The 23,028-nt window shown below is 73.7% G+C and carries 17 protein-coding genes; 9 read left to right on the top strand and 8 right to left on the bottom strand.

Annotated elements, in window-relative coordinates; genetic code table 11:
• Window positions 1-146 precede the first annotated feature (146 nt).
• The gene (locus J3P41_RS08095) at window positions 147-782 is read right to left on the bottom strand and encodes a response regulator transcription factor (protein WP_210649652.1); all 636 of its coding nucleotides are present in this window, start codon (window positions 780-782) and stop codon (window positions 147-149) included.
• 25 nt (window positions 783-807) lie between these two features.
• Here J3P41_RS08095 and J3P41_RS08090 point away from each other — a divergent pair, with 25 nt between their 5' ends.
• Genes J3P41_RS08090 through J3P41_RS08075 form a run of 4 tightly spaced genes read left to right on the top strand, consistent with a single transcriptional unit; the run spans window position 808 to window position 7,859 of the window.
• On the top strand, window positions 808-1,725 hold the full coding sequence (locus J3P41_RS08090; protein ID WP_210649651.1) for an ABC transporter ATP-binding protein: 918 nt from the start codon (window positions 808-810) through the stop codon (window positions 1,723-1,725).
• Window positions 1,722-2,405, top strand: coding sequence for an ATP-binding cassette domain-containing protein (locus J3P41_RS08085; protein WP_210649650.1), 684 nt, complete (start codon window positions 1,722-1,724; stop codon window positions 2,403-2,405). Before J3P41_RS08090 ends, J3P41_RS08085 begins: the two co-directional genes overlap by 4 nt.
• A gap of 25 nt (window positions 2,406-2,430) precedes the next feature.
• A complete protein-coding gene (locus J3P41_RS08080; protein ID WP_210649649.1) occupies window positions 2,431-4,791 on the top strand; it encodes a hypothetical protein in 2,361 nt (786 codons plus the stop codon).
• The gene (locus J3P41_RS08075) at window positions 4,788-7,859 is read left to right on the top strand and encodes an FtsX-like permease family protein (RefSeq protein WP_210649648.1); all 3,072 of its coding nucleotides are present in this window, start codon (window positions 4,788-4,790) and stop codon (window positions 7,857-7,859) included. Before J3P41_RS08080 ends, J3P41_RS08075 begins: the two co-directional genes overlap by 4 nt.
• A 15-nt stretch (window positions 7,860-7,874) precedes the next feature.
• Here the strand turns inward: J3P41_RS08075 and J3P41_RS08070 are convergent, their stop codons facing one another.
• From J3P41_RS08070 to J3P41_RS08060, 3 genes are all read right to left on the bottom strand, one after another.
• Entirely contained in the window at window positions 7,875-8,657 is a 783-nt protein-coding gene (locus J3P41_RS08070; RefSeq protein ID WP_210649647.1) for a response regulator transcription factor, read from the bottom strand.
• A gap of 84 nt (window positions 8,658-8,741) precedes the next feature.
• Window positions 8,742-9,575 (bottom strand): response regulator transcription factor, encoded by an 834-nt coding sequence (locus J3P41_RS08065; protein ID WP_210649646.1) that lies wholly within the window; start codon window positions 9,573-9,575, stop codon window positions 8,742-8,744.
• Window positions 9,576-9,746: 171 nt separating this feature from the next.
• Window positions 9,747-10,700 (bottom strand): GNAT family N-acetyltransferase, encoded by a 954-nt coding sequence (locus J3P41_RS08060; protein WP_246861490.1) that lies wholly within the window; start codon window positions 10,698-10,700, stop codon window positions 9,747-9,749.
• 105 nt (window positions 10,701-10,805) lie between these two features.
• Here J3P41_RS08060 and J3P41_RS08055 point away from each other — a divergent pair, with 105 nt between their 5' ends.
• Window positions 10,806-12,524, top strand: a complete 1,719-nt coding sequence (locus J3P41_RS08055; RefSeq protein ID WP_210649645.1) for a DEAD/DEAH box helicase — start codon at window positions 10,806-10,808, stop codon at window positions 12,522-12,524.
• A 162-nt stretch (window positions 12,525-12,686) separates the two neighbouring features.
• On the opposite strand, the gene J3P41_RS08050 is transcribed toward J3P41_RS08055, so the two are convergent.
• Window positions 12,687-13,256 carry a YceI family protein gene (locus J3P41_RS08050; protein WP_210649644.1) on the bottom strand — a complete coding sequence of 190 codons (570 nt, stop codon included), beginning with the start codon at window positions 13,254-13,256 and terminating at the stop codon, window positions 12,687-12,689.
• 142 nt (window positions 13,257-13,398) lie between these two features.
• Window positions 13,399-13,524, bottom strand: a complete 126-nt coding sequence (locus tag J3P41_RS18935) for a hypothetical protein (RefSeq protein ID WP_282594804.1) — start codon at window positions 13,522-13,524, stop codon at window positions 13,399-13,401.
• A gap of 246 nt (window positions 13,525-13,770) precedes the next feature.
• Between J3P41_RS18935 and J3P41_RS08045 the strand changes: the two genes are divergently transcribed.
• Window positions 13,771-14,031, top strand: a complete 261-nt coding sequence (locus J3P41_RS08045) for a hypothetical protein (RefSeq protein WP_210649643.1) — start codon at window positions 13,771-13,773, stop codon at window positions 14,029-14,031.
• 49 nt (window positions 14,032-14,080) lie between these two features.
• On the top strand, window positions 14,081-15,904 hold the full coding sequence (gene glmS, locus J3P41_RS08040) for a glutamine--fructose-6-phosphate transaminase (isomerizing) (RefSeq protein WP_210649642.1): 1,824 nt from the start codon (window positions 14,081-14,083) through the stop codon (window positions 15,902-15,904).
• 173 nt (window positions 15,905-16,077) lie between these two features.
• On the opposite strand, the gene J3P41_RS08035 is transcribed toward glmS, so the two are convergent.
• Window positions 16,078-17,670, bottom strand: a complete 1,593-nt coding sequence (locus J3P41_RS08035; protein ID WP_307861886.1) for a glycerol-3-phosphate dehydrogenase/oxidase — start codon at window positions 17,668-17,670, stop codon at window positions 16,078-16,080.
• Window positions 17,667-18,263 carry a TetR/AcrR family transcriptional regulator gene (locus J3P41_RS08030; RefSeq protein WP_210649641.1) on the bottom strand — a complete coding sequence of 199 codons (597 nt, stop codon included), beginning with the start codon at window positions 18,261-18,263 and terminating at the stop codon, window positions 17,667-17,669. Before J3P41_RS08030 ends, J3P41_RS08035 begins: the two co-directional genes overlap by 4 nt.
• 17 nt (window positions 18,264-18,280) lie before the next feature.
• Between J3P41_RS08030 and J3P41_RS08025 the strand changes: the two genes are divergently transcribed.
• Both J3P41_RS08025 and J3P41_RS08020 read left to right on the top strand, forming a co-directional pair.
• Window positions 18,281-19,861 (top strand): FAD-binding oxidoreductase, encoded by a 1,581-nt coding sequence (locus J3P41_RS08025; protein WP_246861489.1) that lies wholly within the window; start codon window positions 18,281-18,283, stop codon window positions 19,859-19,861.
• A 131-nt stretch (window positions 19,862-19,992) separates the two neighbouring features.
• Window positions 19,993-23,028: an amidase family protein gene (locus J3P41_RS08020; RefSeq protein WP_210649640.1), complete on the top strand. Its 3,036-nt coding sequence runs from the start codon at window positions 19,993-19,995 to the stop codon at window positions 23,026-23,028.

The raw sequence follows: 23,028 nt of genomic DNA, 5'->3' as shown, positions 1-23,028 counted from the left end.
CCGGAGGTCTTCGCCTTCCAAGCTCATTCAGATCGTGTCGTCACACGATCTCGACCAACGTGCCCGATCAGTACAGCTAGCCGGGGATCGCAACACGCAAGGCCGGACCCCAGCACCGCCGGACGCGGGCGCGGGCCGGAGGCCGGTCAGTCGGCGGAGCGGCGTACGCCGTCGGCGCGCATCCCGTGCTCGACGCCCCACAGGACCGCCTTCGAGCGCGAGTCCACGTCGATCTTGCGGTACGCCGAGCGGATGTAGGACTTGATCGAGTTGAGGGAGAGCAGGGTGCGCTCGGCGATCTCCTGGTTGCTCAGCCCCATCGTGATCAGCGACAGCACCTCGGCCTCGCGGGCGGTCAGCCCCTCCTCCCGGCCGGGCCAGTCGCCGCCGACGAGCGAGGACCGCCCGCGCGAGGGCGAGACGACGACCTCGCCGGCGGAGATCGCGGCCAGCGCGTCGACGAGGCGGGCCGCGGGCAGGCTCTTGGACAGGTAGCCGCGCACCCCCTGCTCGAGCGTGTCGCGGGTCAGCCACGGCTGGAAGTTCCACGTGTACACCGCGACCCGGCGCACCTTCGGGTCCTCGACGAGCCGGCGCACCGCCGAGTCGTTGGCCAGCCCCATCCCGAACGTGTCGTAGAGCGCCACGTCGACCGGCTGGCCGAGGGGCGTCCCGGAGACGAGGGGGACCACCTCCACGCGGTGGGTGTAGCTGCGCATCATCGCCTCGAGACCGCGCACGACGACCTCGTCGTCGTTGACCAGCGCGATGCGGATGACCATGCGCTCAACGTACTGCGGTTTATGTATGTTGAAGCCGTTCAAGACGATCGGGGGAGTGGTGCGGGGCAGCGCGACAGCGGTCGAGGAGACCCGCACGGGCGGACTCGGCATCCGCTGCGAAGGGGTGGTCCACCTCTACAAGACGTTCGGCGGCCACGACGTCGTGGCGCTGCGCGGCGTGGACCTGACCATCCGTCCGGGTGAGCGGGTCGCGTTCCTCGGGCCGAGCGGCTCGGGCAAGTCGACGCTCCTCGCGCTGCTCGGCGGCATCCAGCGACCCAGCGCGGGCCGGATCTTCCTCGGCGACGAGGAGGTGTCGCGCATGGGCGAGCGGTACCTCGCGCGGATCCGCTCGCGGCAGGTCTCCACGATGCTCCAGGGCGCCACCCGCAACCTCCTGCCGTACGCCACCGCGCGCCAGAACATCGCCTTCGCGCGGCTCTCGCTGTCCGCCGCCGAGCGCGAGGACGCGCTGCCCGACACCGAGCTGCTCGACCGCGTCGGGCTGAGCGAGCAGGCGGACCAGGTGGTCTCCACGATGTCGGGCGGCCAGCGCCAGCGCCTGGCGCTCGCCTGCGCCGTGTCCACCGGGCCGCGCCTGCTCCTCGCCGACGAACCGACCAGCCAGCTCAGCCACGCCGACCGGGACCATGTCCTGCACCTCATCCACTCCCTCGGCGACGACTTCGGCACCACGATCGTCGTCGTCACGCACCAGCCCGAGGTCGCCGCCACCTTCCCGCGCACGGTGACCATGAAGGGCGGTCGCGTCGGGGCCGAGGGCCACGGCGGCTCGGAGTACGCCGTCGTCGGCGAGGACGGCGTGCTGCACCTGCCGGGGCACCTCGCCGCGGAGTGGCCACCGGGCACGCTCGTGCGCTTCGAGGACGACGAGCAGGGCCGGATCGTCGTCACCCGCGCCAGCAGCGAGGGACCGGCGTGAGCACCGGCACGAGCACCCCCACGCAGGAGCGCCCCGCCCAGCGCACGGGGCTGCGGCTCGACTCGATCACCTACGTCAACACTCGCACGCTCCTCGACGACGTCAGCGTCGCCTTCCCGGCCGGCAAGGTCACCGCGCTGTCCGGGCCGAGCGGCTCCGGCAAGACCACCCTGCTGTCCATCGCGGGCGGGTTGCTCGAGCCGACGTCGGGCACCGCCAAGCTCGACGGCCGGCCCGTCTGGACCGGCAGCGGCGACCCCCTTCCCGCGGTCGCGTTCGTCCTGCAGGTCTACGGGCTCGTCCCGATCCTGTCCGCCCGCGAGAACGTGTCCATCGCGCTGCGTGCCCGCGGGGCCGCGCCGGCCGACGCCGACGAGGCGGCCGAGGCGGCGCTGGCGCGCTTCGGCATCGCCGACCTCGGCGAGCGCCAGGTCGAGGAGCTGTCCGGCGGCCAGATGCAGCGCGTGGCCTGCGCCCGCGGGTTCGTGGTCGCCGCCGACGTCCTGCTGGCCGACGAGCCGACCTCCGAGCTCGACGAGGGCAACCGCGCCGTCGTGCTGGCCGAGCTGCGCGAGGAGGCGGCGCGCGGAGCCGTCGTGGTCGTGGCCACCCACGACCCCGCCGTCGTCGAGGCCTGCGACCTCCACATCGCGCTCGACGAGGGCCGGGTGGTCCGGTGAGCGCCTCCTCTCGGAGGGCCAGCGCGTGAGCCGCTTCCTCCGGGGCTCCTGGAGCCGCCGGGGCGCCCTGGCGACCCTGGTGCTGATGACCGTCGTGGTCGTCGGCGGGGCGGTGACGGTGCTGCAGTTCGCCGAGGCCGCCGGCACGTCGCGATGGCTCACGGCGCCGCTGCTGCTGATCGGCGCGGTGGCCGTGCCCAGCATCGGCGCGGAGCTCGCCGCGGCCCGCCGCGAGGAGGTCGGGCTGGCTCGGCTGCGCGGCATCCACGGCGTGCGCCTGTGGCGCTTCCTCCTCGCCGAGCCGCTGGCGGCGATCCTGCTGGGCGCGGGCGCCGGCCTCGCCCTCGGTGCCGTGGGTACGTCCCTGGGCACCCGCACCTGGCTCGACGAGGCAGCGCCCGCCCTCGGCCGATCCGCCCTCCTGGCCGCCGCCGGCATCGCCGGCGCCGGTCTGCTGATCGTCGCCCTCTCCGCCGGTGCCGCGCTGCGCGAACCGCTCGCGGTGCAGGTCTCGAGCCGCCGGCGTCCGCGCCGGGCGACCACCCTGGCGGTCTTCCTCAGCCTGCTCGTGCTCGTCGGCGCCGGCGTGGCGGCGTACCGCAGCCGCGAGGCCTCGGGCGACCCCGACGTCGTGGTCCTCCTCGGCCCGGCGCTGGTCGGTCTGGCCCTGGGACAGGTCGCGATCTGGACGGTGCGCCTCGCGGCCCGCGGGCTCACCCCGGCCACCGCGGCCCGGGGGTTGAGCGCGTTCCTCGCCGCTCGCCGGCTGGCCCGCGCCGACGACCTGGTCACCCCGATCCGACTGGTGGTGGCGGCCGCCGTCGTCGGGTCCCTGGCGCTCACCGGTGCTGTCTCGGTGGCCGACTGGACCCGCGAGCAGGCCACGGTCGAGGTGCCGGGCGCTCGGACGATCGACGCCACGGCGCTCGGCGCGATGGGCGCCGTCGGCCTCACCGAGCGGGTGGACCCGGAGGCCAGGCACCTGATGGCGAGCGCCGTCGTCCGCAACGAGGAGCGCCTCGGCGAGCGCAGGGCGTACGTCGACGCCCGCCGCTGGGACGCGGTCGTGGGCGACCTCTACGACGACACGCCGGCCGGTGCGGCGTCCGAGGCGGTGCACCTGCTGGACGGCTCGGCGGAGCCGCTGCAGGTCTCCGGCGGCCGGCTCGCCGTCGCGGTCTCCGGCATCGAGGTGCCGGCGCCCCGGACCTTCGTCGGCCCGGGCGGCGACCGCACGCAGTCCGGCGGCGGGCGGGCGGAGGTCACCGTGGGCTTCGTGACGTCGGCGAACGTCTCCGGCTCCGCGGCCGTACGTCTGCGGGTGCCGCGCGACGGCGCCGCCGTGACCGGCTCGGTGCCGGTGCCCGAGTGCGAGGGCGGGTGCACGATCACCACCCTGCAGGTGGGCCGCGACGACCAGGCGTTCTTCGACCGCCGCGACTTCCTGGTGCTCCTGGAGAGCGTGGTCGTCGGCGGCACCGACCTCGTCGACCAGGTCTGGGTGCCGGACCTCGCGTCGGTGCAGGGCTCGCTCGACAACCGCTTCTTCCCGGGCTACGAGGCGCCCGACCCGCTGGCGGTCAACCGGCCCGACGGGCTGCAGGCGGCGCTGCTCCCGGACGCCGCCACGGAGCTGCGTCTCGAGGCGTCCGGCGACGCCGTGGCGGTGCTCGTCGCGGGCGAGGAGACCCCGCAGGCACTGGACCTCGGTGGCGACGACCGGCCGACCGACGTGGTCGGCCTCGCCCGGTCGTTGCCGCTCCTCGGCACGCGAGGCCTGCTCTCCGACATCCGCGCGTCCGCGGCGGGCTCCGGTCCCACGGTCCCCGCCGCCGAGGTGCAGGTCGTCGCCCGCGAGGGCACCCCGGCGGCAGTGCTGGACGAGGTCGCCGCGGCCACCGGCGCGTCGTGGCGCACCCACGCCGAGGTCCGTACGTCGCTGGCCGAGCGCTCCGGCGGGGCCCAGGCCGTGGCGTACGCCCTCACCGCCGTCGCGTGCGCGCTCGTCGCGCTGCTGGCGCTCGGCGCCGGCGTCGCGCGCCACCTGCGCGACTACCGACGCGACGTCGCGTCGCTGCGGGTGCTCGGCATCTCCGCCGGCACGGCGCGACAGGCGGGCCGCACCGAGCTGGCCGGCCTGACGGTCCTCGTGCTGGGCGCCGTCGTGGTGGGCGGCTGGCTCGCGGTGACGCTGCTCCTCGACGGCCTGCCGCTGATGTCGGCGCCGGTGGCGGCCCTGCCCCTCGACACGGCCCCGCACGCGTGGCCGCTGGTGGTGTCGGGCGTGCTCGCGGCCGGCGCGGTCGTCGTGGTCGGCGGCCGCGCGCGCGCGGTGCGTCCGGCCACCACCCGGCCCAGCCTGCTGCGCGAGGAGGAGGGCCGATGACGCAGCTCTTCGGCGCGATCGTCCGCGGCCTGCGTGCCCGCGCCCTGCTCTCGGCCGGCTCGGTGCTGCTGACCGCCCTGGCGATCGGCTCGGCGGTGCTCGGGCCGGTGTTCTCCGAGGCGGTCACGAACTCCTACGTCGTCACCCGCCTGCAGGAGACGCCGCCGGGGCTCACCGGGCTCAGCCGGGTGTTCACCCCCGACTCCGGGGTGCCGCTCGAGCAGGCCGAGAGCGACGCCGTCGCGGCGTCACGCGAGCTGTCGCCCGGTCCGTGGCGCGAGCCGGTCCCGATCGCACAGTCCGAGCGGTTCAGCGCCCTGCGCGGCGTGGTGACCTTCTGGTCGCGCGCCGGTGCCTGCGAGACGCTCGAGATCCAGGGCCGCTGCCCCGAGGCTCCCGGCGAGGTGCTGATGCTGGCCGCCGACGTGGAGAAGACCGGCGCCGAGATCGGCGAGCCGCTGCCGCTCGCGATCTTCGAGCCGAGCGGTGTCGCCGCGCTCGGCCTGCCCCGCCCGGCGCTCGACGAGGTCGTCGTGGTCGGCTCCTACGTCACCCCCGTCGCCGCCGACGAGTGGCTGATCCCGGGCCGGCTGACCAGCACCAACGAGCAGACGAGCATCCAGGGCGGCTACCAGCCCTACGCGCCGGCGCCGCTCCTCACCACCGACGACACCGTGGTCGCGGCAGGCGCCTGGACGGTCCGGGTCGACACCCACCTCGACGTGCCGGCCGACCTCACCCCCGCGCAGCTCGACCAAGCCGCGCGCGCCGCCTCGGCGGTGCCGCGCGACGCCACGGTCGACGTGCCCGGCGGGACCCTGCGTGCCGACGACACCAACTCCCTCGCCGACGTGGTCGCGGAGGTCCGGTTCCAGCAGTCCACGGCGCGCAGCTCGATCGCCCCGGCGGTCCTGTCCCTCGTCCTGGTCGCTCTGGCCCTGCTGATGCGGCTGCTCAACGCGGCCAGCGAGCTGCGCGTGCCCGAGCTGGCCCTCGCCTCGTTGCGCGGGGTCACCGCCCGCCGCCTGTGGGGCCTGGGCCTGTCCGAGCCGGTGGTCCTGCTGCTGCTCGCGACCCCGCTGGGCGTGGCCTTCGGGGTGGGCCTCTCGGTGGTGCTGGTGCGTAGCTGGCTGGTCCCGGGCCTGCCGCTGCCGTTGCCCGCGGCGAGCTGGGCCGCCGCCGCGCTGGTGCTGCTGGCCGCCGGGGCGGTCGCCTGCGTGGCCGTCGGCCTGGTGGTGCGGGAGTCGCTCGCCTCCCAGCTGGCCGGCGTACGCCGACCGGTCGCCGCCCGCCGCTGGTCCGTCGTCGCGCAGCTCGGCCTCGTCGCCCTCGCCGTGGCGACCCTGGCCAGCAAGCTGTCGTCCGGGGGACGCGACGAGCCGGACGCCACCGACCTCGTCCTGCCGGTCCTGCTTGCGGTCGTCGCCGGCCTGGCCGCCACCCGCCTCACCGCCGTCCTCGCCACGTGGTGGACCGGCCGCTCGCGCGGCCGCTCGCTGAGCGGCTTCGTCTCCTCCCGCGCGATCTCGCGACGCCAGGAGGGCACGCTGGTGATCCTGCCGATCACGGCCGCCATCGCGGTGGCGGTCTTCGGCGCCGGCGTGTACGACTCCGCTGCCACGTGGCGCACCAGCGTCGCGGCGACGGCCTCGCCGGCGCACACCACGTGGTCGACCACGCTGACCCTGGCCGAGGCGATCGAGCTGACCCGTCGCGTCGACCCGGACGGCGAGTGGGTGATGGCGGCTGCCAGTGCCGCCAACCCGGCTGCCAACTTCTCGATCGTCGACAGCAGCCGGCTCGAGCAGGTTGCCCTCTGGCCCCCGACCTGGAGTCCCGGCCTGGAGGTCGGCGACGTCGTCGACGTGATCGCACCCGCGGGTGAAGTGCCCACGATCGAGGGCAGGCGCCTCAGCCTCACCATCGACAACCGGGCCGGCATGGACCGCGGGCTCGCGGTCGAGGTGCGCTTCGGCAGTCGACACGGCCGCCCGCTCAAGGCGTACCTCGGCCCGTTCCCCGAGGGTCGGAGCACCCGGTCGGTGGCCGTCCCGTTCTGTCGCAGCGGGTGCCCGCTAGAGGGGATGACGCTCGGCGGCGGCGCCGGCACGACCACGGCGATGTCCGGCTCGCTGCGTGTCCTCGAGGTCAGCGTCGACGGGCAACGCGCGCCGGCTGCCATCGAGGGAGCGGGCTGGACGCCGACCCCCGACCCGTCGGTGCAGTCGTCCATCCTGGAGATGGAGGAGTCCGACGGCGTGCTCGAGATGACCGTCGACACCGGGGACTCGGTGGGGATGGCCCGCATCACCGCGGGTGGCCTCACGCGCAACCGCCCCGCGCTCGCCGGGCCGCGGGTGCAGGACCGGGCGATCGACAAGCTCGACGAGGGCTACGGCCTGATCCCGGTCGACCGGGTCGCCGAGATCGAGGGCATGCCGTTCACCGGCCCCACCGGCCTGCTGGTCGACTACTCCTCGTTCCTCACCGACCGGCCCGTCTACAACAACCTCATGACCGTCCGCGTGCTCGCACGTGAGGGCACGCCTCCTGCGATCACGGACGCGCTCTCGGAGGCCGGCCTCAGCGTCGGCACGACCCTGGCACGCGAACGGCACGTGCTCGACCAGAGCGCGTACGCCCTGGCGCTGCGTCTGTACGGCGTGGTCGCCGCGCTGGTGCTGCTGATGGCGCTGGCCGGGCTCTTCGTGAGCGCGGCCGTGCAGCTGCCGGCCCGGCGGCGTGATGCTGCCGCGCTGCGGGTGGTCGGTGTGCCGCGGTCCTCGGTGATGGTCGCGGTGGTCCGCGAGCTCGCGGTGGTGCTCGGCAGCGCGGCGCTGGCCGGCATCCTGGCCGGCTCACTGGCGCAGTGGGTCGTGCTGCGCACGATCACCTTGGGCTACGCCGACGACCCGACGACCCCGGCCCTCGTGGCAGCCATCTCGCCGCTGCGCCTCGCGGTGCTCGCGCTCCTCGCGGCCGCGGTGCTCGGCGCGGTCGCGCTGGTCAGTGCGTCCTTGACGGTGCGCGGCGCACGGGGGGCGACGCTGCGGGAGTCGGCCCGCTGAGCGGGGCCGCTCTGCTCAGGTGCAGCACGGGTCGAACCGGAAGCCGACCCCACGGATGGTGCGGATCCACTGGTTGTCGGCGGCCGCCTTGCGCAGCTTGCGGCGCAGGTTGGCCAGGTGCACGTCGACGACGTGGGTGCTGTCCGGGACGAACTCGGTGTCCCACACCGCGCGCAGCAGCTCTGCGCGTGGCACGACGACGCCGGCGTTGCTGACCAGGTGGGCCAGGAGGTCGAACTCCGTGCGAGTGAGGTCGACCTCCTCGCCGGCCACCCGGACCTCCCGGGCCCCGCGGTTGAGAGTGAGGTCGTCGCACCCGACCGGCACGGGCACCGGCGCCGGGCGCGGCCCCGGGACCGGCGGCACCTCGGGGCGCGCGGTCGGGATCCCGGTGGGGATCGAGAGGCGCTCGACGAGCGCGGGGTCGGAGCTGCGGGGTCGGCGGAAGACCGCCGCGACCCGCGCCTGCAGCTCGCGCATCGAGAACGGCTTGACCAGGTAGTCGTCGGCGCCCACCTCGAGGCCGAGGAGCCGGTCCACCTCGCCCGTGCGTCCGCTGACCACGATGACGTAGCAGTCGCTGTGGGTGCGGACCTGGCGGCACACCTCGACGCCGTCGATGTCGGGCAGCGTCAGGTCGAGCGTGACGAGGTCAGGACGCCGCTCGGCGATCAGCGACAGTGCCTCGGCGCCGGTGTGCGCCACCACGACGTCGAAGCCCGCCTTGTCGAGCAGGGCGGAGATGGCGTCGCCGACATCGTGGTCGTCCTCGACGACCACGGCGGTGCGTTCGTACATCATCCGGCTGCTCCCAAGTTGAGAGTTCATGTACCCCGCGCAGCCCGTCGCAAACCTGGGTGGACAGACGGTGGACGAGCGCCCTCAGAAGTCGAGACCGCGGGCCCAGTCCTCGGCGTCGAAGCGCGCCACGAGGTTGGGGCCGCCGCCGGCTCGTCGGTCGTGCGGGTCGGCCTCGCGGTCCATCCGGTAGCCGATGCCGCGGATGGTGTGGATCCAGGTGGCGTCGGAGTGACGGCGCAGCTTGCCGCGCAGGTTGGCGACGTGCACGTCGACCAGGTGGTGGTCGTGGGTGAGCGCGCTGCTCCAGATCGCGAGCACCATCTCCTCGCGGGTGCACACGCGCGACAGGTGCGTGGCGAGGTACTCCAGCACGTCGTACTCGATGCGCGTCAGGTCCACGATCGTGCCGTCGACCTGCACCTCGCGCCGCGCGGAGTTGATCACCAGGCCGGCGCCGCACTGGATCGTGGTCGGCTCGTCGGCGGGTTGCGAGGGGACCGGCACGTGCGGTCCGCGAGCGGGCGAGTCCTCGCTGGCGGCCGCGGTCGAGCGCGGGCGCCGGAACAGCGCCGCCACGCGTGCGCGCAGCTCGCGCGGCGAGAAGGGCTTGAGCACGAAGTCGTCGGCGCCGACCTCGAGCCCGATGAGCTTGTCCACCTCGTCGGAGCGCGCCGAGACGATCACGATGTAGCAGTCGCTGCTCTCGCGGATGCGCCGGCACACCTCGATGCCGTCCATGTGCGGCAGCGTCAGGTCGAGGGTGACCAGGTCGGGCGGGTCGGCGGCGGCCGCGTCCACCGCCGTCCGGCCGTCGTGCGCCGAGGTGACGCGGAAGCCGGCGCCCTCGAGGGTCTCGACCAGCGCCGAGGAGATGTCCGGGTCGTCCTCGACGACCAGTGCGTGTAGATCCTGCACGTCAAACCCCCACCGAAGCTGAAGCAGGGGCCCCACGCCCCTGTGTGGCGCCGCCCGATCGGCGTCGCTCGATCGTAAGGGCAGGACCCGCGTGGGCGGGAGCCTTGTCCGTGCCGGTGGACGACCTGTCTAGACCATACGGATTGAGCGGAAACTTTTGTCGCCGACTCGTCAGGACGCGCTTTCCGCGGGCGGCGCGAGATCGATGCCGCGGTTGACCCACACGCTGTCCACGACCATCCCCACGCGCTCGTAGAGCGCGAGCGCCCCGGTGCGCGAGTCGGTGCTCAGCTCGGAGGTCGAGGTCCCGTGCGCGCGGGCCTGGGCGAAGGAGTCCACCAGCAGGGCCTGGGCCAGGCCGCGGTGGCGCTGGTCGCGGCGCACGGCGAGGCGGTCGACGTAGCCGGTGGTGCCGTCCTCCGACACCAGGACGAGCGAGACCCCGACGACCACCCCGCGGGGGTCGAGGACCACACGCAGGTTCCACGGCTCGAAGCCCGGCCGCCCCGAGGTCGCGGCCTCGAAGTCCGCGAACGGCTCGCGTGCCCGCTCGGACCACTCCAGGAACGCGTCCTCGAGCACGTCGTGGGCCGCGCGCAGCTCCTCGGGAGCCGCCGCCCGGACGACGTACCCCGGCGGCAGCTCCCGCTCGGGGATCGTCGCCCCCTCGGGCAGCTTGAGGACCCAGCTGGTCCACCGCACCCGGAACCCGAGTCCCTCCAGCAGCCGGTCGCCCGGGGACCCCTGCGGGACTGGCATGCCGATGGCGCTCGACCCGACCCGCCGGCCGAGGTCCTGCAGCCAGTGGGCGAGCCAGGTCCCGATCCCACGCCCGCGGTGCGAGGGCAGCACGGCGGCGTCGGCCCGGTCGGCGCCCATCAGCTCGGCGTAGGCGACCAGGGTGTCGCGGTCGAGGACGGCGATGGAGCGGGACCCCAGGTCGTGGCTCGGCTTGGCCCAGTCGCTGACGATGTCGGCCTCCTCGATCACCACCTCACCGATGTCCGCCAGCTCCTGCGCGGCGATCAACCGGTGCACGGCACGGGCGTCCGAGGGCCGCAGCGGCCGGGTGGTGAGGCCGTCGGGAAGGGCGAGGTCCGTCGAGGAAGGCATCTGGGCTGGCATGGGACGAGTGTGCTGCCTCACGCGGGGTGATGTCGCGCGCTTATCCCGTCCGCACGGCTGAGCGGGGAATGCCCGAATCCCTGCCGAGGCCCTACCGTTGGAGGGGTGAGTGACGAACAGCCCGCAGCGCCCGAGCAGACCTTCTCCGACCTCGGCCTCTCCGCCGAGGTCCTCCGGGCCCTGGCCGACGTCGGCTACGAGACCCCCTCCCCGATCCAGGCGCGCACCATCCCGCCGCTGCTCGAGGGTCGCGACGTCGTCGGGCTGGCCCAGACGGGCACCGGCAAGACCGCCGCCTTCGCGCTGCCCATCCTGTCGCGGCTCGACCGGGACCAGAAGACCCCGCAGGCGCTCGTGCTGGCCCCGACCCGCGAGCTCGCCCTCCAGGTCTCCGAGGCCTTCGAGCGCTACGCCGCGCACCTGCCCGGCGTGAAGGTGCTGCCGATCTACGGCGGCCAGGGCTACGGCGTGCAGCTCTCCGCCCTGCGTCGCGGCGTGCACGTGGTGGTCGGCACCCCGGGCCGGATCATGGACCACCTCGAGAAGGGCACGCTCGACCTGAGCGAGCTGCGCTTCCTCGTCCTCGACGAGGCCGACGAGATGCTCAACATGGGCTTCGCCGAGGACGTCGAGACGATCCTGGCCGACACCCCGTCCGACAAGGACGTCGCCCTCTTCTCCGCCACGATGCCCAAGACCATCCGCCGCATCGCGGAGAACTACCTCGACGACCCGGTGGAGATCTCCGTCAAGGGCAAGACCTCCACGGCGACCAACATCACCCAGCGCTACCTCATCGTGTCCTACCCGCAGAAGGTGGACGCCCTGACGCGCATCCTCGAGGTCGAGAACTTCGAGGCGATGATCGTCTTCGTCCGGACCAAGAACGAGACCGAGACGCTGGCCGAGAAGCTGCGGGCCCGCGGCTACTCCGCGATGGCGATCAACGGCGACGTGGCGCAGGTGCAGCGCGAGCGGACGGTCAACCAGCTCAAGGCCGGCAAGCTCGACATCCTCGTCGCCACCGACGTCGCGGCCCGCGGGCTCGACGTCGAGCGGATCAGCCACGTCGTCAACTACGACATCCCCACCGACACCGAGTCCTACGTCCACCGCATCGGCCGCACCGGTCGCGCGGGCCGCAGCGGCGACTCGATCGCGTTCGTGACGCCGCGCGAGCGCCACCTGCTGCGCGCGATCGAGAAGGCCACCCGCCAGCCGCTGACCCAGATGCAGCTGCCCACCGTGGACGACGTCAACGCCACGCGGCTCTCGCGCTTCGACGACCAGATCACCGAGGCCTTGGCACAGCCCGAGCGCATCGACTTCTTCCGTGACGTGGTCTCGCACTACGTCGCCGAGTACGGCGTCGCGGAGGTCGACGTCGCCGCCGCCCTCGCCGCGGTCATGCACGGGGAGCAGCCGCTGCTGCTCGACCCGGAGCCCGAGCCGCGCAGCCGTTCCTTCGAGGAGCGGCCCAGCCACGGCGGCAGGGCCGAGCGCGCCCCGCGGGAGTCGCGCAGCGGGCAGCCGATGGCGACGTACCGGATCGAGGTGGGCAAGCGCCACAAGGTGGAGCCGCGCCAGATCGTCGGCGCCCTCGCCAACGAGGGCGGGCTCTCCCGCGGGGACTTCGGCTACATCTCGATCAAGCCGGACTTCTCTCTGGTCGAGCTGCCGGCGAACCTGCCCGCCGGCACCCTGGACCGGCTGGCCGGGACCCGCATCTCGGGCAAGCTCATCGAGATCAAGACCGACGGCGGGCCGCCGCGGTCGCGGCCCGGCGGCCACCGCAAGGGCGGCTACCAGGGCAGGCCGCGCTGACCTGGCCCCACGCCAGGTCGAGACGGTCGAGACGCAGCGACCGGGCGCCTCGGTGAGAGGCGCCCGGTCGGCGTGCTGGCTCCGGCCTTCCGGCGCGGGGACCCCGGATGAAGGGACCCCGACCGATGCTCCGGGTCAGGGGTCGAGGCTCGGGATCGAGGCTCAGGCGCTCTGGATGGCGGAGATGTCGAACTCCAGCTTGATCTTCTCGGAGACGAGGACGCCACCGGTCTCGAGCGCGGCGTTCCAGGTCAGGCCCCAGTCCTTGCGGTTGATGGTGGTCTCGCCCTCGAAGCCGACGCGCAGGTTGCCGAAGGGGTCGCGAGCCGAGCCGGTCTGCTCGAAGTCGATGCTGACCGGCTTGGTGACGCCCTTGATGGTGAGGTCGCCGGCGACGGTCCACTCGTTGCCGTCGCGGGACACGTCGGTGGAGGTGAAGGTGATGGCGGGGAACTGCTCGGCGTCGAAGAAGTCGGCGGACTTCAGGTGGCCGTCGCGGTCCGCGCTGCCGGTCTCGATCGAGGTGACGTCGATGGAGATGTCGACCTTAGAGGCCGCGGGGTCGGACTCGTCGACGTGGGCGGTGCCGGAGAAGGCGCCGAACTGACCGCGCACCTTGGTCACCATGGCGTGGCGGGCCACGAAGCCGAGGCGGCTGTGGCTCACGTCGATCGTGTAGTCGCCGGTGAGCGTGTCGAGGGCGGTGGTGGGGGCATCGAAGTCGGTGGTCATGAGGAGCTCCTTGAGGTTGTTGGTAGAAGATTCAACCACCCGAACGGACGACGAGGCCAGTTCATTCCCGCGTGCCGCCGACTTTCTCCGGACATGCGTCGAGCCACGCCCTGCATGGGCGTGGCTCGACGGGGAACAGCGGTCAGGCGGCCTGGCTGACGACGGTCGTCGCGCAGGACCAGCGGGCCTCCATGTGGGTGCGTCCCGACGCATCCGTCACGGCGACCCAGGTGCAGACCGGTGCGTCGGACATCTTGTGCTTGCTCATGTGACACCTCGCGTTCACTTTCTGTTCACCTAAGGTAGCACGTCCCCACCGGAGCGCAAATAGGTCGCCGAGATGGGCGTGCGCGCTCCACCTGGCGGGTCGGCAGGTGCCCTGAGCGGCATCGGTGCTCCCTCTGTGACCGATGGGGACGCGGTGTACGGCGGTGGAAACGCGCAATCGAGCGCTTCCTGCCCGATTTCGGGCAGGAAGTTGCTGCTTCTCGCTCGACTGCCCACACTCGACCTCGTGCCGGACCCCGCCCTCGTCGCCCACCTCGTCGCCACGACGACGCTCACCCCCGGCGAGGCGGCGCGCGTCATCGACGACGTGGTGGCGTTCCACGCCCAGCCGGTCGAGCAGTACGTCCGCGAGCGGCACGCGCGGCTCAAGACGTACGGCGCGAAGAACCCCGAGATCTTCGAGCGCATCGCCGCGGAGCTGGCCGAGCGCGTCGTCGCGCCACCGGTCCTCTCCGAGCGGCAGCTGCGGCGGATCGTCTACGGCTAGGCCCCTCGCGCCCCCCGACCTGCAGCCCTACCGGAAGGAACCACCCAGCATGTGCGGAATCGTCGGCTACATCGGCCGCCAGGACGCGGCGCCCGTCGTCCTCGAGGGACTCACCCGTCTCGAGCACCGCGGCTACGACTCGGCCGGCGTCGCGGTCCTCGGCAGCCGTGGGCTCCGTGTCGCCAAGCAGGCCGGACGCGTGCGCGAGCTGACCGGCGCCCTGCCGCGCCGCTTCGCGGGGACCACCGGCATCGGTCACACCCGGTGGGCCACCCACGGCCCGGCGACCGACGTCAACGCCCACCCGCACACCGACGAGTCGGGTCGGGTGGCCGTGGTCCACAACGGGATCCTCGACAACTCCGCCGCCCTGCGTGCCGGGCTCGCCGACGCCGGGGTGACGCTGGTCAGCGACACCGACACCGAGGTGCTCGCCCACCTCGTCGCCCGCAGCGGCGCCGACACCCTCGAGGGCAAGGTCCGCGACGCGCTCGGCGCGGTCGTGGGGACGTACGGCCTCGCGGTGCTGCACGCCGACTTCCCCGACCGGATCGTCGTGGCCCGCAACGGCAGCCCGCTGGTCGTGGGCGTGGGCGACAAGGAGATGTACGTCGCCTCCGACCTCGCCGCGATCGTGCGCCACACCACGACCGTCGCGATGCTCGACGACGGCGAGATGGCCACCGTCACGGCCGCCGGCTTCAGCACCATGCGGCACAGCGACCTGGCCTCCACCGGCAAGACGGCGACGCAGGTCGACGTCGACGCCGCCGCGTACGAGGCCGGCGAGCACGAGTCGTACATGCGCAAGGAGATCCTCGAGCAGCCCAGCACCGCGCAGGCGGTGCTGCGCGGCCGGCTCGACGAGCGCTTCGGCACCGCGCACCTCGGCGGCCTCGACATGGACGCCCGCGACCTGCGCGCCGTGCGGCGGGTGAAGATCCTGGGCTGCGGTTCGGCCTACTACGTCGGGCAGATGGGCGCTGCACTGATCGAGGAGCTGGCGCGGATCCCGGCCGACGCCGAGGCGGCGAGCGAGTTCCGCTACCGCGACCCGGTGATCGAGCCCGACACCCTCTACGTCGCGGTGAGCCAGTCCGGCGAGACCATCGACACCCTCCTCGCCGTCCAGGAGGTGCGCCGCAAGGGCGGGCGCTGCGTCGGCCTGGTCAACGTCGTCGGCTCGGCGATCGCGCGCGAGTGCGACGGTGGCATCTACCTCCACGCGGGGCCCGAGGTGGCGGTGGCCAGCACCAAGGCGCTGACCAACATGTTCCTCGGCTTCGCGCTGCTCGCCCTCCAGCTCGGTCGGGTCCGCGACCTGTCGATCGCCGACGGCAAGCGGCTGGTGGCCGGCCTGGAACGCCTCCCGCGCCAGATCCAGGAGGTGCTCGACGGCGAGGACGCCCTGGTCGAGGTCGCCCAGGAGCTGGCCGCCGCGCGCAGCCTGTTCTTCGTCGGGCGCGTGCGAGGCTTCCCGGTCGCCCGAGAGGGCGCGCAGAAGTTCAAGGAGGTCAGCTATCGCCACGCCGAGGCCTACCAGACCTCCGAGCTCAAGCACGGCCCGCTCGCGCTCATCGACCCCGACGTGCCGACGGTGGCGCTGGTGCCGCACGACGAGCTGACCGAGCGCAACGTCGGCGCGCTGCACGAGATCGCCGCCCGGCAGGGACCCCTGGTGGTCGTCACCCACGAGGACGTGGACCTGGGAGAGGTCGGCGCGCGCCGCATCGTCGTCCCGCGCAACGAGCCGGAGCTCGACCCGATCCTGCTGACCATCCCGCTGCAGCTGCTGGCGTACCACGCCGCGCGACACCTGGGTCACGACATCGACAAGCCGCGCAACCTGGCCAAGTCGGTCACCGTCGAGTGACCCGGGCCGAGCCGACAGGGGACCTGCTGGCGCCGATCCACTGGACCGGCTGGACTGGCCGCCCCTTGCCGCATGGGGTCAGCAAGGGGCGCGCCGCAGAGAACCTTCCCACCAGACGGGCGTCCTGTCCGACGATCGAGCGAAGTTGTCGGCGGATTTCACTGTCGCCCGCGTCACGCCTCGCCGGGCGTCCGCGACAGCGCCGAGCGCGAGGCCGCGACGAGCCGGAGTGCGCGCTCGGCGAGGTGCGCGGCCACGGCCCGGTCGGCCTCGACGAGGCCGACTCTCGTGCGGCGGTCGAGCAGGTCGTCGGCGTCGTGCGCGCCCTCGTCGGTGATCGCGAAGACCAGCTCGGCGAGCGTGACGGGCACGTCCGGCGCGGCCGGTGCCAGCAGCTCGTCGTCGGGCAGCCCGGTGACCTCCCGGGCCGTCGCCAGGACCAGCTCGGCGTCGGTGCCGAAGCGGCGTACGAGGCGGGCGGGCGCGCGGCAGCGGCGCAGCTGCGCGGGGGTGCCGGCGCCTCGGAGCGGCAGCGCCGCCGTGCGGCACGGACCGGCCCGGAGCCGGCCGGCGGCGACGAGGTGGTCGAGGGTGTCGGCGGCCATCCGGCGGTACGTCGTCAGCTTGCCGCCCACCACCGTGGTGACGCCGGTGGCCGAGGTGAGGATCGCGTGCCGGCGCGAGAGGTCGGCGGTGGCGTCGGTGCCGTCGACCTGGAGGAGCGGTCGCAGGCCGGCGAAGGACCCCACGACGTCGCTGCGGGTCGGTGGGTCGGTGAAGACGGGGGCGACGACGTCGAGCAGGAAGTCCACCTCGGCCGCGCTCGGCGCGGGCACGTCGGGCACCGGGCCGGTGACCGGCTCGTCGGTGAGTCCGACGTAGACCGTCCCGTCGGGCTGGGGGAGGACCATCGCGAACCGGGCGCGCGCCCCGGGGATCGGCACCACCACCGCCACGCGCGTGTGCAGCGCCGAGCCGCGCAGGACGAGGTGGGTGCCGCGGCTCGGACGCAGCCGCACCCGGTCGTCGAGGTCCCCGGCCCACACCCCCGTCGCGTTGACGACGGCGCGGGCGCCGACGACGGTCCTGCCGCCGGTGAGCTCGTCGCGCAGCTCGACGCTCGTGCCCGTCGCTGCGGTGGCCCGGGCGCGGGTGCGCACGTGGGCGCCGTACGCCGCCGCGGTGCGCGCCACGTTCACCACGAGCCGGGCGTCGTCCTCGAGCTGACCGTCCCAGGCGAGCAGGCCGCCGCGCAGGGTGTCGGCGCGCAGCGACGGCGCGAGGCTGCGGGCCTCCGTGGCGTTGAGCCGGCGCGGCCGGGGGAGGGTGCGCGCCGACGTCCGCGCGGTGCGGCGCAGCAGGTCGCCGGCGTGCAGGCCGGCCCAGGTCAGCGCCGCGCGCCGCCGGGGCATGGTGTCGCCGAGCGGTGTCAGCATCGGCAGCGGGCGGACCAGGTGGGGAGCGGTGACGGCCATGAGGATGCCGCGCTCGACGGCGCTCTCGTGGGCGATCGCGACCTGGCCCTGCGCGAGGTAGCGCAGGCCGCCGTGCACGAGCTTGGACGACCACCGCGAGGTGCCGAAGGCGAGGTCGTGGGCGTCGACGGCCAGCACGCTCAGTCCGCGGGTCACGGCGTCGAGCGCGACACCGACGCCCGTGATGCCGAGGCCCACGACCACCACGTCGACCTCGTCCGGGGCGCCGGCCAGGCCCGGGATGATCCGGACCGGCGCCAGGTCGCCGCGCGCCACTGCGCCCGGTGTCACGTGGTCGGGGCGAGGGAGGCGGCGACGTGGCGGGCGTACTCCTCGTCGAGCTGCTCGAGGCTGACAGCCGCGTCGGTCATGGTCATCGCGGAGAACACGAAACCGTGTCCGGCCAGCGTCAGCGAGCGGGCCATGAGCAGCGGATCGCCGTCGCGGATGGCGCCCGACTCCTGGCCGCGGGCGATCTCGGCGGCGAGGAGGTCGACGAGCGCCTCCTGCGACCGGCCCGGTCGCGAGAGGAGGTAGGGAAGCATCAGGTCGGGGTCGAGCTCGACGATGCGGAGGAACAGCTCGTTGTCGCGCAGCGCCCGGACGGTGGCCACGGCGGCAGCCGCGATGCCGGCGGGCGTGGGCGTGTCCGCCGAGGCGACGCGCGTCGCCGCGGCGATGCCGACCCACTCGCGGGTCATCAGGTCGCCCAGCAGCGAGCCCATGTCGGACCACGCGCGGTAGATCGTCATCCGCGAGACCCCGGCGCGGCGGGCCACCTCGGTGAGCGTCGTACGCCGCCAACCCACGTCGAGGATGCACTCGCGCGCCGCGTCGAGGTAGGCGTCGAGACGCGGGTCAGCCGTGTGACGAAGTGACGACATATGTCACACTGTAACGCATGTCCCCGACCCCGGTCCCCGAGATGCACCCGCAGCGCTGGGGCGACCCCGCCGCCGCCCATCGCCTGGCGGCGTCGGCGCTCGAGCTGGTCGAGCTCGCGTTCGGCCTGCAGGACCGCCCGCTCGCGACCGACACCGCCCCTGCGCCGAGCGCACTCGACGAGCCCGTGCTCGACGCCCTGCGCGCGGCGATCGGCGACGAGCACGTCATCGTCGACGACGCGACCCGCGTCCTGCGCGCCCGCGGCAAGTCGACCCCCGACCTGCTGCGGGCCCGCGCGGGCGACCTCGGCGACGCGCCCGACGCAGTCGTCCGTCCCGACGGCCACGCGGAGGTGGCGGCCGTGCTCGCCTGGGCCGACGAGCACCGGGTGGCGGTCGTGCCCTTCGGTGGCGGCACCAGTGTCAGCGGTGGCCTCGCGGCCCGGCGCGACGGCTACGCCGGGCTGGTCAGCCTCGACCTGGGTCGGATGAGGCGACTCCTCGCGGTCGACCCGGTGTCGATGACCGCGACGCTGGAGCCGGGCCTGCGCGGCCCGGAGGCGGAGGAGCTGCTCGCCGCCCACGGGCTGACCCTCGGCCACTACCCCCAGTCCTTCGAGCACGCCTCGATCGGAGGGTTCGCCGCGACCCGCTCGAGCGGCCAGGCCAGCGCCGGCTACGGCCGCTTCGACGCGATGGTCGTCGGCCTCCGGGTCGCCACGCCCACCGGGTCGCTCGACCTCGGCTCGGCTCCCGCGAGCGCGGCCGGCCCCGACCTGCGCCAGCTGCTGCTCGGCTCCGAGGGCACCTTCGGCGTCCTCACCGCGGTCACCGTCCGCGTACGCCGCGCACCCGAGGCCACGACGTACGAGGCCTGGCGCTGGCCGTCGTTCGACGCCGGCTGCGACGCGATGCGCACCCTCGCCCAGGCCGGGCTGCTGCCCACGGTGCTGCGGCTCTCCGACGAGGCGGAGACGGCGATCAACCTGGCCGACCCGTCCTCGATCGGCGCGAGCGAGGACCCTGGCTGCCTGATGGTCACCGGCTACGAGGGCAGCGCCGAGCAGGTCGAGGCGCGGCGAGCCGCCGTCTCGGCCGTCCTGGGCGGGCTCGGGGGCACGGCGCTCGGGACCGAGCCGGGGGAGACGTGGGCGCGCGGACGGTTCGCCGCGCCGTACCTGCGCGACGCGCTGCTGGACCACGGCGTGCTCGTCGAGACCCTGGAGACGGCCACGTTCTGGTCGAACCGGGCGCGACTCCACGCCGACGTGCGAAACGCGCTGGGCGCCGCGCTCGGCGCCGGGGCGCTGGTGCTGTGCCACGTCTCGCACGTCTACGAGACGGGGTGCTCGCTCTACTTCACCGTCGCGGCCCGGGAGGACGCGGACCCGGTCGCGCAGTGGGCGGCCGCCAAGTCGGCGGCCAGCGACGCGATCATCGCCGCCGGCGCCACGATCACCCACCACCACGCCGTGGGCACCGACCACAAGCCGTGGTTCGCGCAGGAGGTCGGCGAGGCCGGGGTCCGGATGCTGCGCGCGGTGAAGGCGGAGCTCGACCCGCGGGGCATCCTCAACCCGGGTGTGCTGATCCCGTAGGGCGGCGCCGCCGCTGGGGGCCGCCCTCTTGAAACGTTACATGGGCGAAATGCAGGCCGCCGTCCGCCGACATGTCCGGCTTCTAGACATGCAGCGCCATCCCCGTCCCCCCGAGAGGCGCTCGATCCCACATGTCCTTCCTCACCCCCGGGCGCCGCGCCGCCCGCCTGGTCGCCCTGCCGGCGATCGCGGCGGTCGCTGTCGGCACCCTCACTCTCACGCCGACCGCGCAGGCGCTGACCAGCGTCGCCACCGCCAACGGCGCGACGATCAACATCAACGACGCCCGCCGCCCCGGCCTCGACACCGGCTCGATCCGCAACGTGAGCGGGTCCCGGATGGAGGGCTTCGGCAACCTCTTCGTCCACGTCGACGCGCCCGCCGGCGAGGAGCCGCGGATGAACGACCAGATGATGCGCGGCTTCGGCCTGACGGCGACCGCGCCGGGCTCCTACGCGTCCACGCGGTCGGTGCGTCTCGGGGACGTGCTGATGACCCGCAAGGTCCAGGTCAGCGCGGCGCGCAACGCCACGAGCTTCTTCGACACCTTCACCAACACCTCGACCAGCTCGATCGTCATCGACGTGTCCTTCGGCGGCTCGCTGGGCTCCGGCCTCACGGCCACGACCAGCCCGAACAAGGCCACCATCAGCGCCTCGAGCAGCGGCGACGCCGCCGTCGGTCCGGCCGACACCTGGGTCGCCGCGACCACCCCGGGCAACACGCGTCCCACCGGGGTCGTCGTCGGCACCGGCGTGACGTCGCTGGGCGACCAGCAGTCGAACCCGTTCCGCACGGCGTACGTCCCGACCGGCAGCCGGGCCAACGACCTCGGCTTCGTCCGTACCCTCACGATCGAGCCCGGCGCCACCGAGTCCCTCATGCAGTACGTCGTCGTCGGTGCGCTCGGCGACACCACCCAGATCGCGGCGGACACCGCCGCACTGGCGACCGCGCCCGACCTCTCGGCGCTCAGCATCGACGAGATCTGCACGCTGCAGAACCTCGACCTCGCCCCGTACGCCACCGCCTGCGCCGGCGCGGAGCCGCTGAAGCTGCCGGCCGCCGCGGAGGAGGTGCAGCACACCACCGACGTCGCCTACGACGTCACCGGCAAGACCATCGCGGACCTCCAGGCCGACATGGTCGCGGGCAAGGTCACCTCGGTCCAGGTCACCAAGGCCTACCTCGACCGGATCGAGGCCTACGACGGCGGCGCCCTCGGCTTCCACTCGTTCATCACCGTGGCGAAGGACGCGGTCGCCCAGGCGCTCGCCGCCGACGAGGCGCGTCGGGCCGGTCGCACCGGCGACCTGCTCGGCATCCCGATCGCGCTCAAGGACATCTACGACACCAAGGACATGCCCACCTCGGGCGGCACCCTCGCCCTGAAGGACTGGGAGCCCGAGAAGGACGCCTGGCAGGTCGCCAAGCTGCGCGAGGCCGGCGCCGTGATCATCGGCAAGACCGTGCTCTCGGAGTTCGCCAACTCCGGCTCCTTCAGCGAGAGCGGCTTCAAGCAGGTCTGGAACGCGCTCTACCCCTCCAAGACGTCGTTCGGCTCCAGCGGCGGCTCGGCCACCGCGGTCGCCGCCGACCTCGCGGCCGCGGCGATGGGCACCCAGACCGGCGTCTCGCTGTACGCCCCGTCGACCGGTGCCGGCCTGACGACGTTCCGCGGCACCGACGGTCTCGCCAGCACCAACGGCGTCATGCCGCTGACGTGGGCGACCGACTACGCCGGCCCGATGGCCAAGTCGGTCACCGACGTGGCGTCGCTGCTGGACGCCACCTCGACGCGGGCGACCGGCAACAACCCCGACGACCTGCTCACCAGCCGGGTGGACAACAGCCTGCGCCCGGCCGAGTGGAAGTCGTCGCTGAGGAGCGACTCCCTCCAGGGCAAGGTGATCGGCTACGTGCCCACCTCCTTCGCCTCCACCGCGATCGTCGACGACAACGCCGGCGCGGTGGCGCTGGCCGACGCCCGCGCCGCGATCGAGGCGGCGGGCGGCACGCTCGTCGCGCTGCCCGCGGGGGCCGCGACGGCGCCCACCAACCCGCCGGCCGTCGGCCCGACCACGGGCAACGCGGGCTCGGAGGGCTGGGAGCGCTACATCGCCGAGGAGCGTCCGGCGACCTTCCCGATGACCGCGGAGGAGCTCCTGGAGAACCAGGCGAACCTGCCCTACAACGTCTCCAGCAACTACAGCTACAACCCGATGGACGACACGAGCGTCGCCAACCTCCTGGCCCGCCGCGACGCCTACAAGGTCAACGCCGACACGTGGATGGACACCGCCTTCGGCCGGTCCGTGGACGCGGTGATCTACCCGGGCTTCCTCAGCAGCGTCGGCAACAACGACGCCTCCTCGGCGATCATGAGCTCCGACCGGGCCTCGGGGGTCATCACCCAGAGCGTCGGCCTTCCGACGGCGATCCTGCCGATCGGCGCCAACGACGAGGGACAGTCCAACAGCGTGCAGATCGTCGGTCGGGCCTGGGACGACGCCGCCGTCCTCGGCTACGCCTACGCCGTCGAGCAGCAGGCCAAGGCCGCGGTGCGCACCGAGTTCGCCCCGGCCCTGGCCTGGAGCGGCCCGGCAGCGTCGACCACCTCGGTCAGCCTCGGGTCCACCGCGACGACGTACGGCACCGCCACCACGGCGACCGTCACCGTCGCTGCGGACGCCGCGGTCACCGGCGCCGTCACCGTCGAGGTCGCAGGCACGAGCGTCACCGGCACCCTCGCCGGCGGCACGGCCACCGTCACCCTGCCGGCCGGCACGCCGGTGGGCACCCACCTGGTGACGGCGTCGTACGCCGGCTCGCCGACGGTCAGCGCGAGCGCCGCCACGGCGACGCTCAAGGTGGCGAAGGCAGCGCCGAGCGTCACCGCCAAGCTCGTCAGGACCAAGGTCGCCGTCGGGAAGAAGGCGAAGGTCCGGGTCGCGATCAGCGCCGCCGGCACGTCGACGGTCCTGGTGTACGACGGCGCCAAGGTGGTCCGCTCGCGGTCGGTGACCGGCAGGCGGACGATCACGCTGCCGAAGCTGAAGGCCGGCAAGCACAAGATCCGCCTGCACGTCGTCGCCGGCGAGGAGTACGCCGCGGCCACGAGCAGGACGCTCCACCTCAAGGTCGTCGCCAAGCGCAGGAGGACGTAG

Source organism: Nocardioides sp. SYSU D00065, from assembly GCF_017916425.1.
Taxonomy (GTDB): domain Bacteria; phylum Actinomycetota; class Actinomycetes; order Propionibacteriales; family Nocardioidaceae; genus Nocardioides.
The sequence above is the reverse complement of the archived record's forward strand: the minus strand, read 5'-3'. Positions and strand labels throughout refer to the sequence as shown.

Excerpts from the sequence above, each read along its gene's own strand:
- J3P41_RS08070 (WP_210649647.1), bottom strand. The coding sequence starts at position 8,657 with ATGTACGAACGCACCGCCGTGGTCGTCGAGGACGACCACGATGTCGGC.
- J3P41_RS08020 (WP_210649640.1), top strand. The coding sequence starts at position 19,993 with ATGTCCTTCCTCACCCCCGGGCGCCGCGCCGCCCGCCTGGTCGCCCTG.
- J3P41_RS18935 (WP_282594804.1), bottom strand. The coding sequence starts at position 13,524 with ATGAGCAAGCACAAGATGTCCGACGCACCGGTCTGCACCTGGGTCGCC.
- J3P41_RS08095 (WP_210649652.1), bottom strand. The coding sequence starts at position 782 with ATGGTCATCCGCATCGCGCTGGTCAACGACGACGAGGTCGTCGTGCGC.
- J3P41_RS08090 (WP_210649651.1), top strand. The coding sequence starts at position 808 with ATGTTGAAGCCGTTCAAGACGATCGGGGGAGTGGTGCGGGGCAGCGCG.
- glmS (WP_210649642.1), top strand. The coding sequence starts at position 14,081 with ATGTGCGGAATCGTCGGCTACATCGGCCGCCAGGACGCGGCGCCCGTC.
- J3P41_RS08050 (WP_210649644.1), bottom strand. The coding sequence starts at position 13,256 with ATGACCACCGACTTCGATGCCCCCACCACCGCCCTCGACACGCTCACC.
- J3P41_RS08060 (WP_246861490.1), bottom strand. The coding sequence starts at position 10,700 with ATGCCAGCCCAGATGCCTTCCTCGACGGACCTCGCCCTTCCCGACGGC.
- J3P41_RS08075 (WP_210649648.1), top strand. The coding sequence starts at position 4,788 with ATGACGCAGCTCTTCGGCGCGATCGTCCGCGGCCTGCGTGCCCGCGCC.
- J3P41_RS08030 (WP_210649641.1), bottom strand. The coding sequence starts at position 18,263 with ATGTCGTCACTTCGTCACACGGCTGACCCGCGTCTCGACGCCTACCTC.
- J3P41_RS08025 (WP_246861489.1), top strand. The coding sequence starts at position 18,281 with ATGTCCCCGACCCCGGTCCCCGAGATGCACCCGCAGCGCTGGGGCGAC.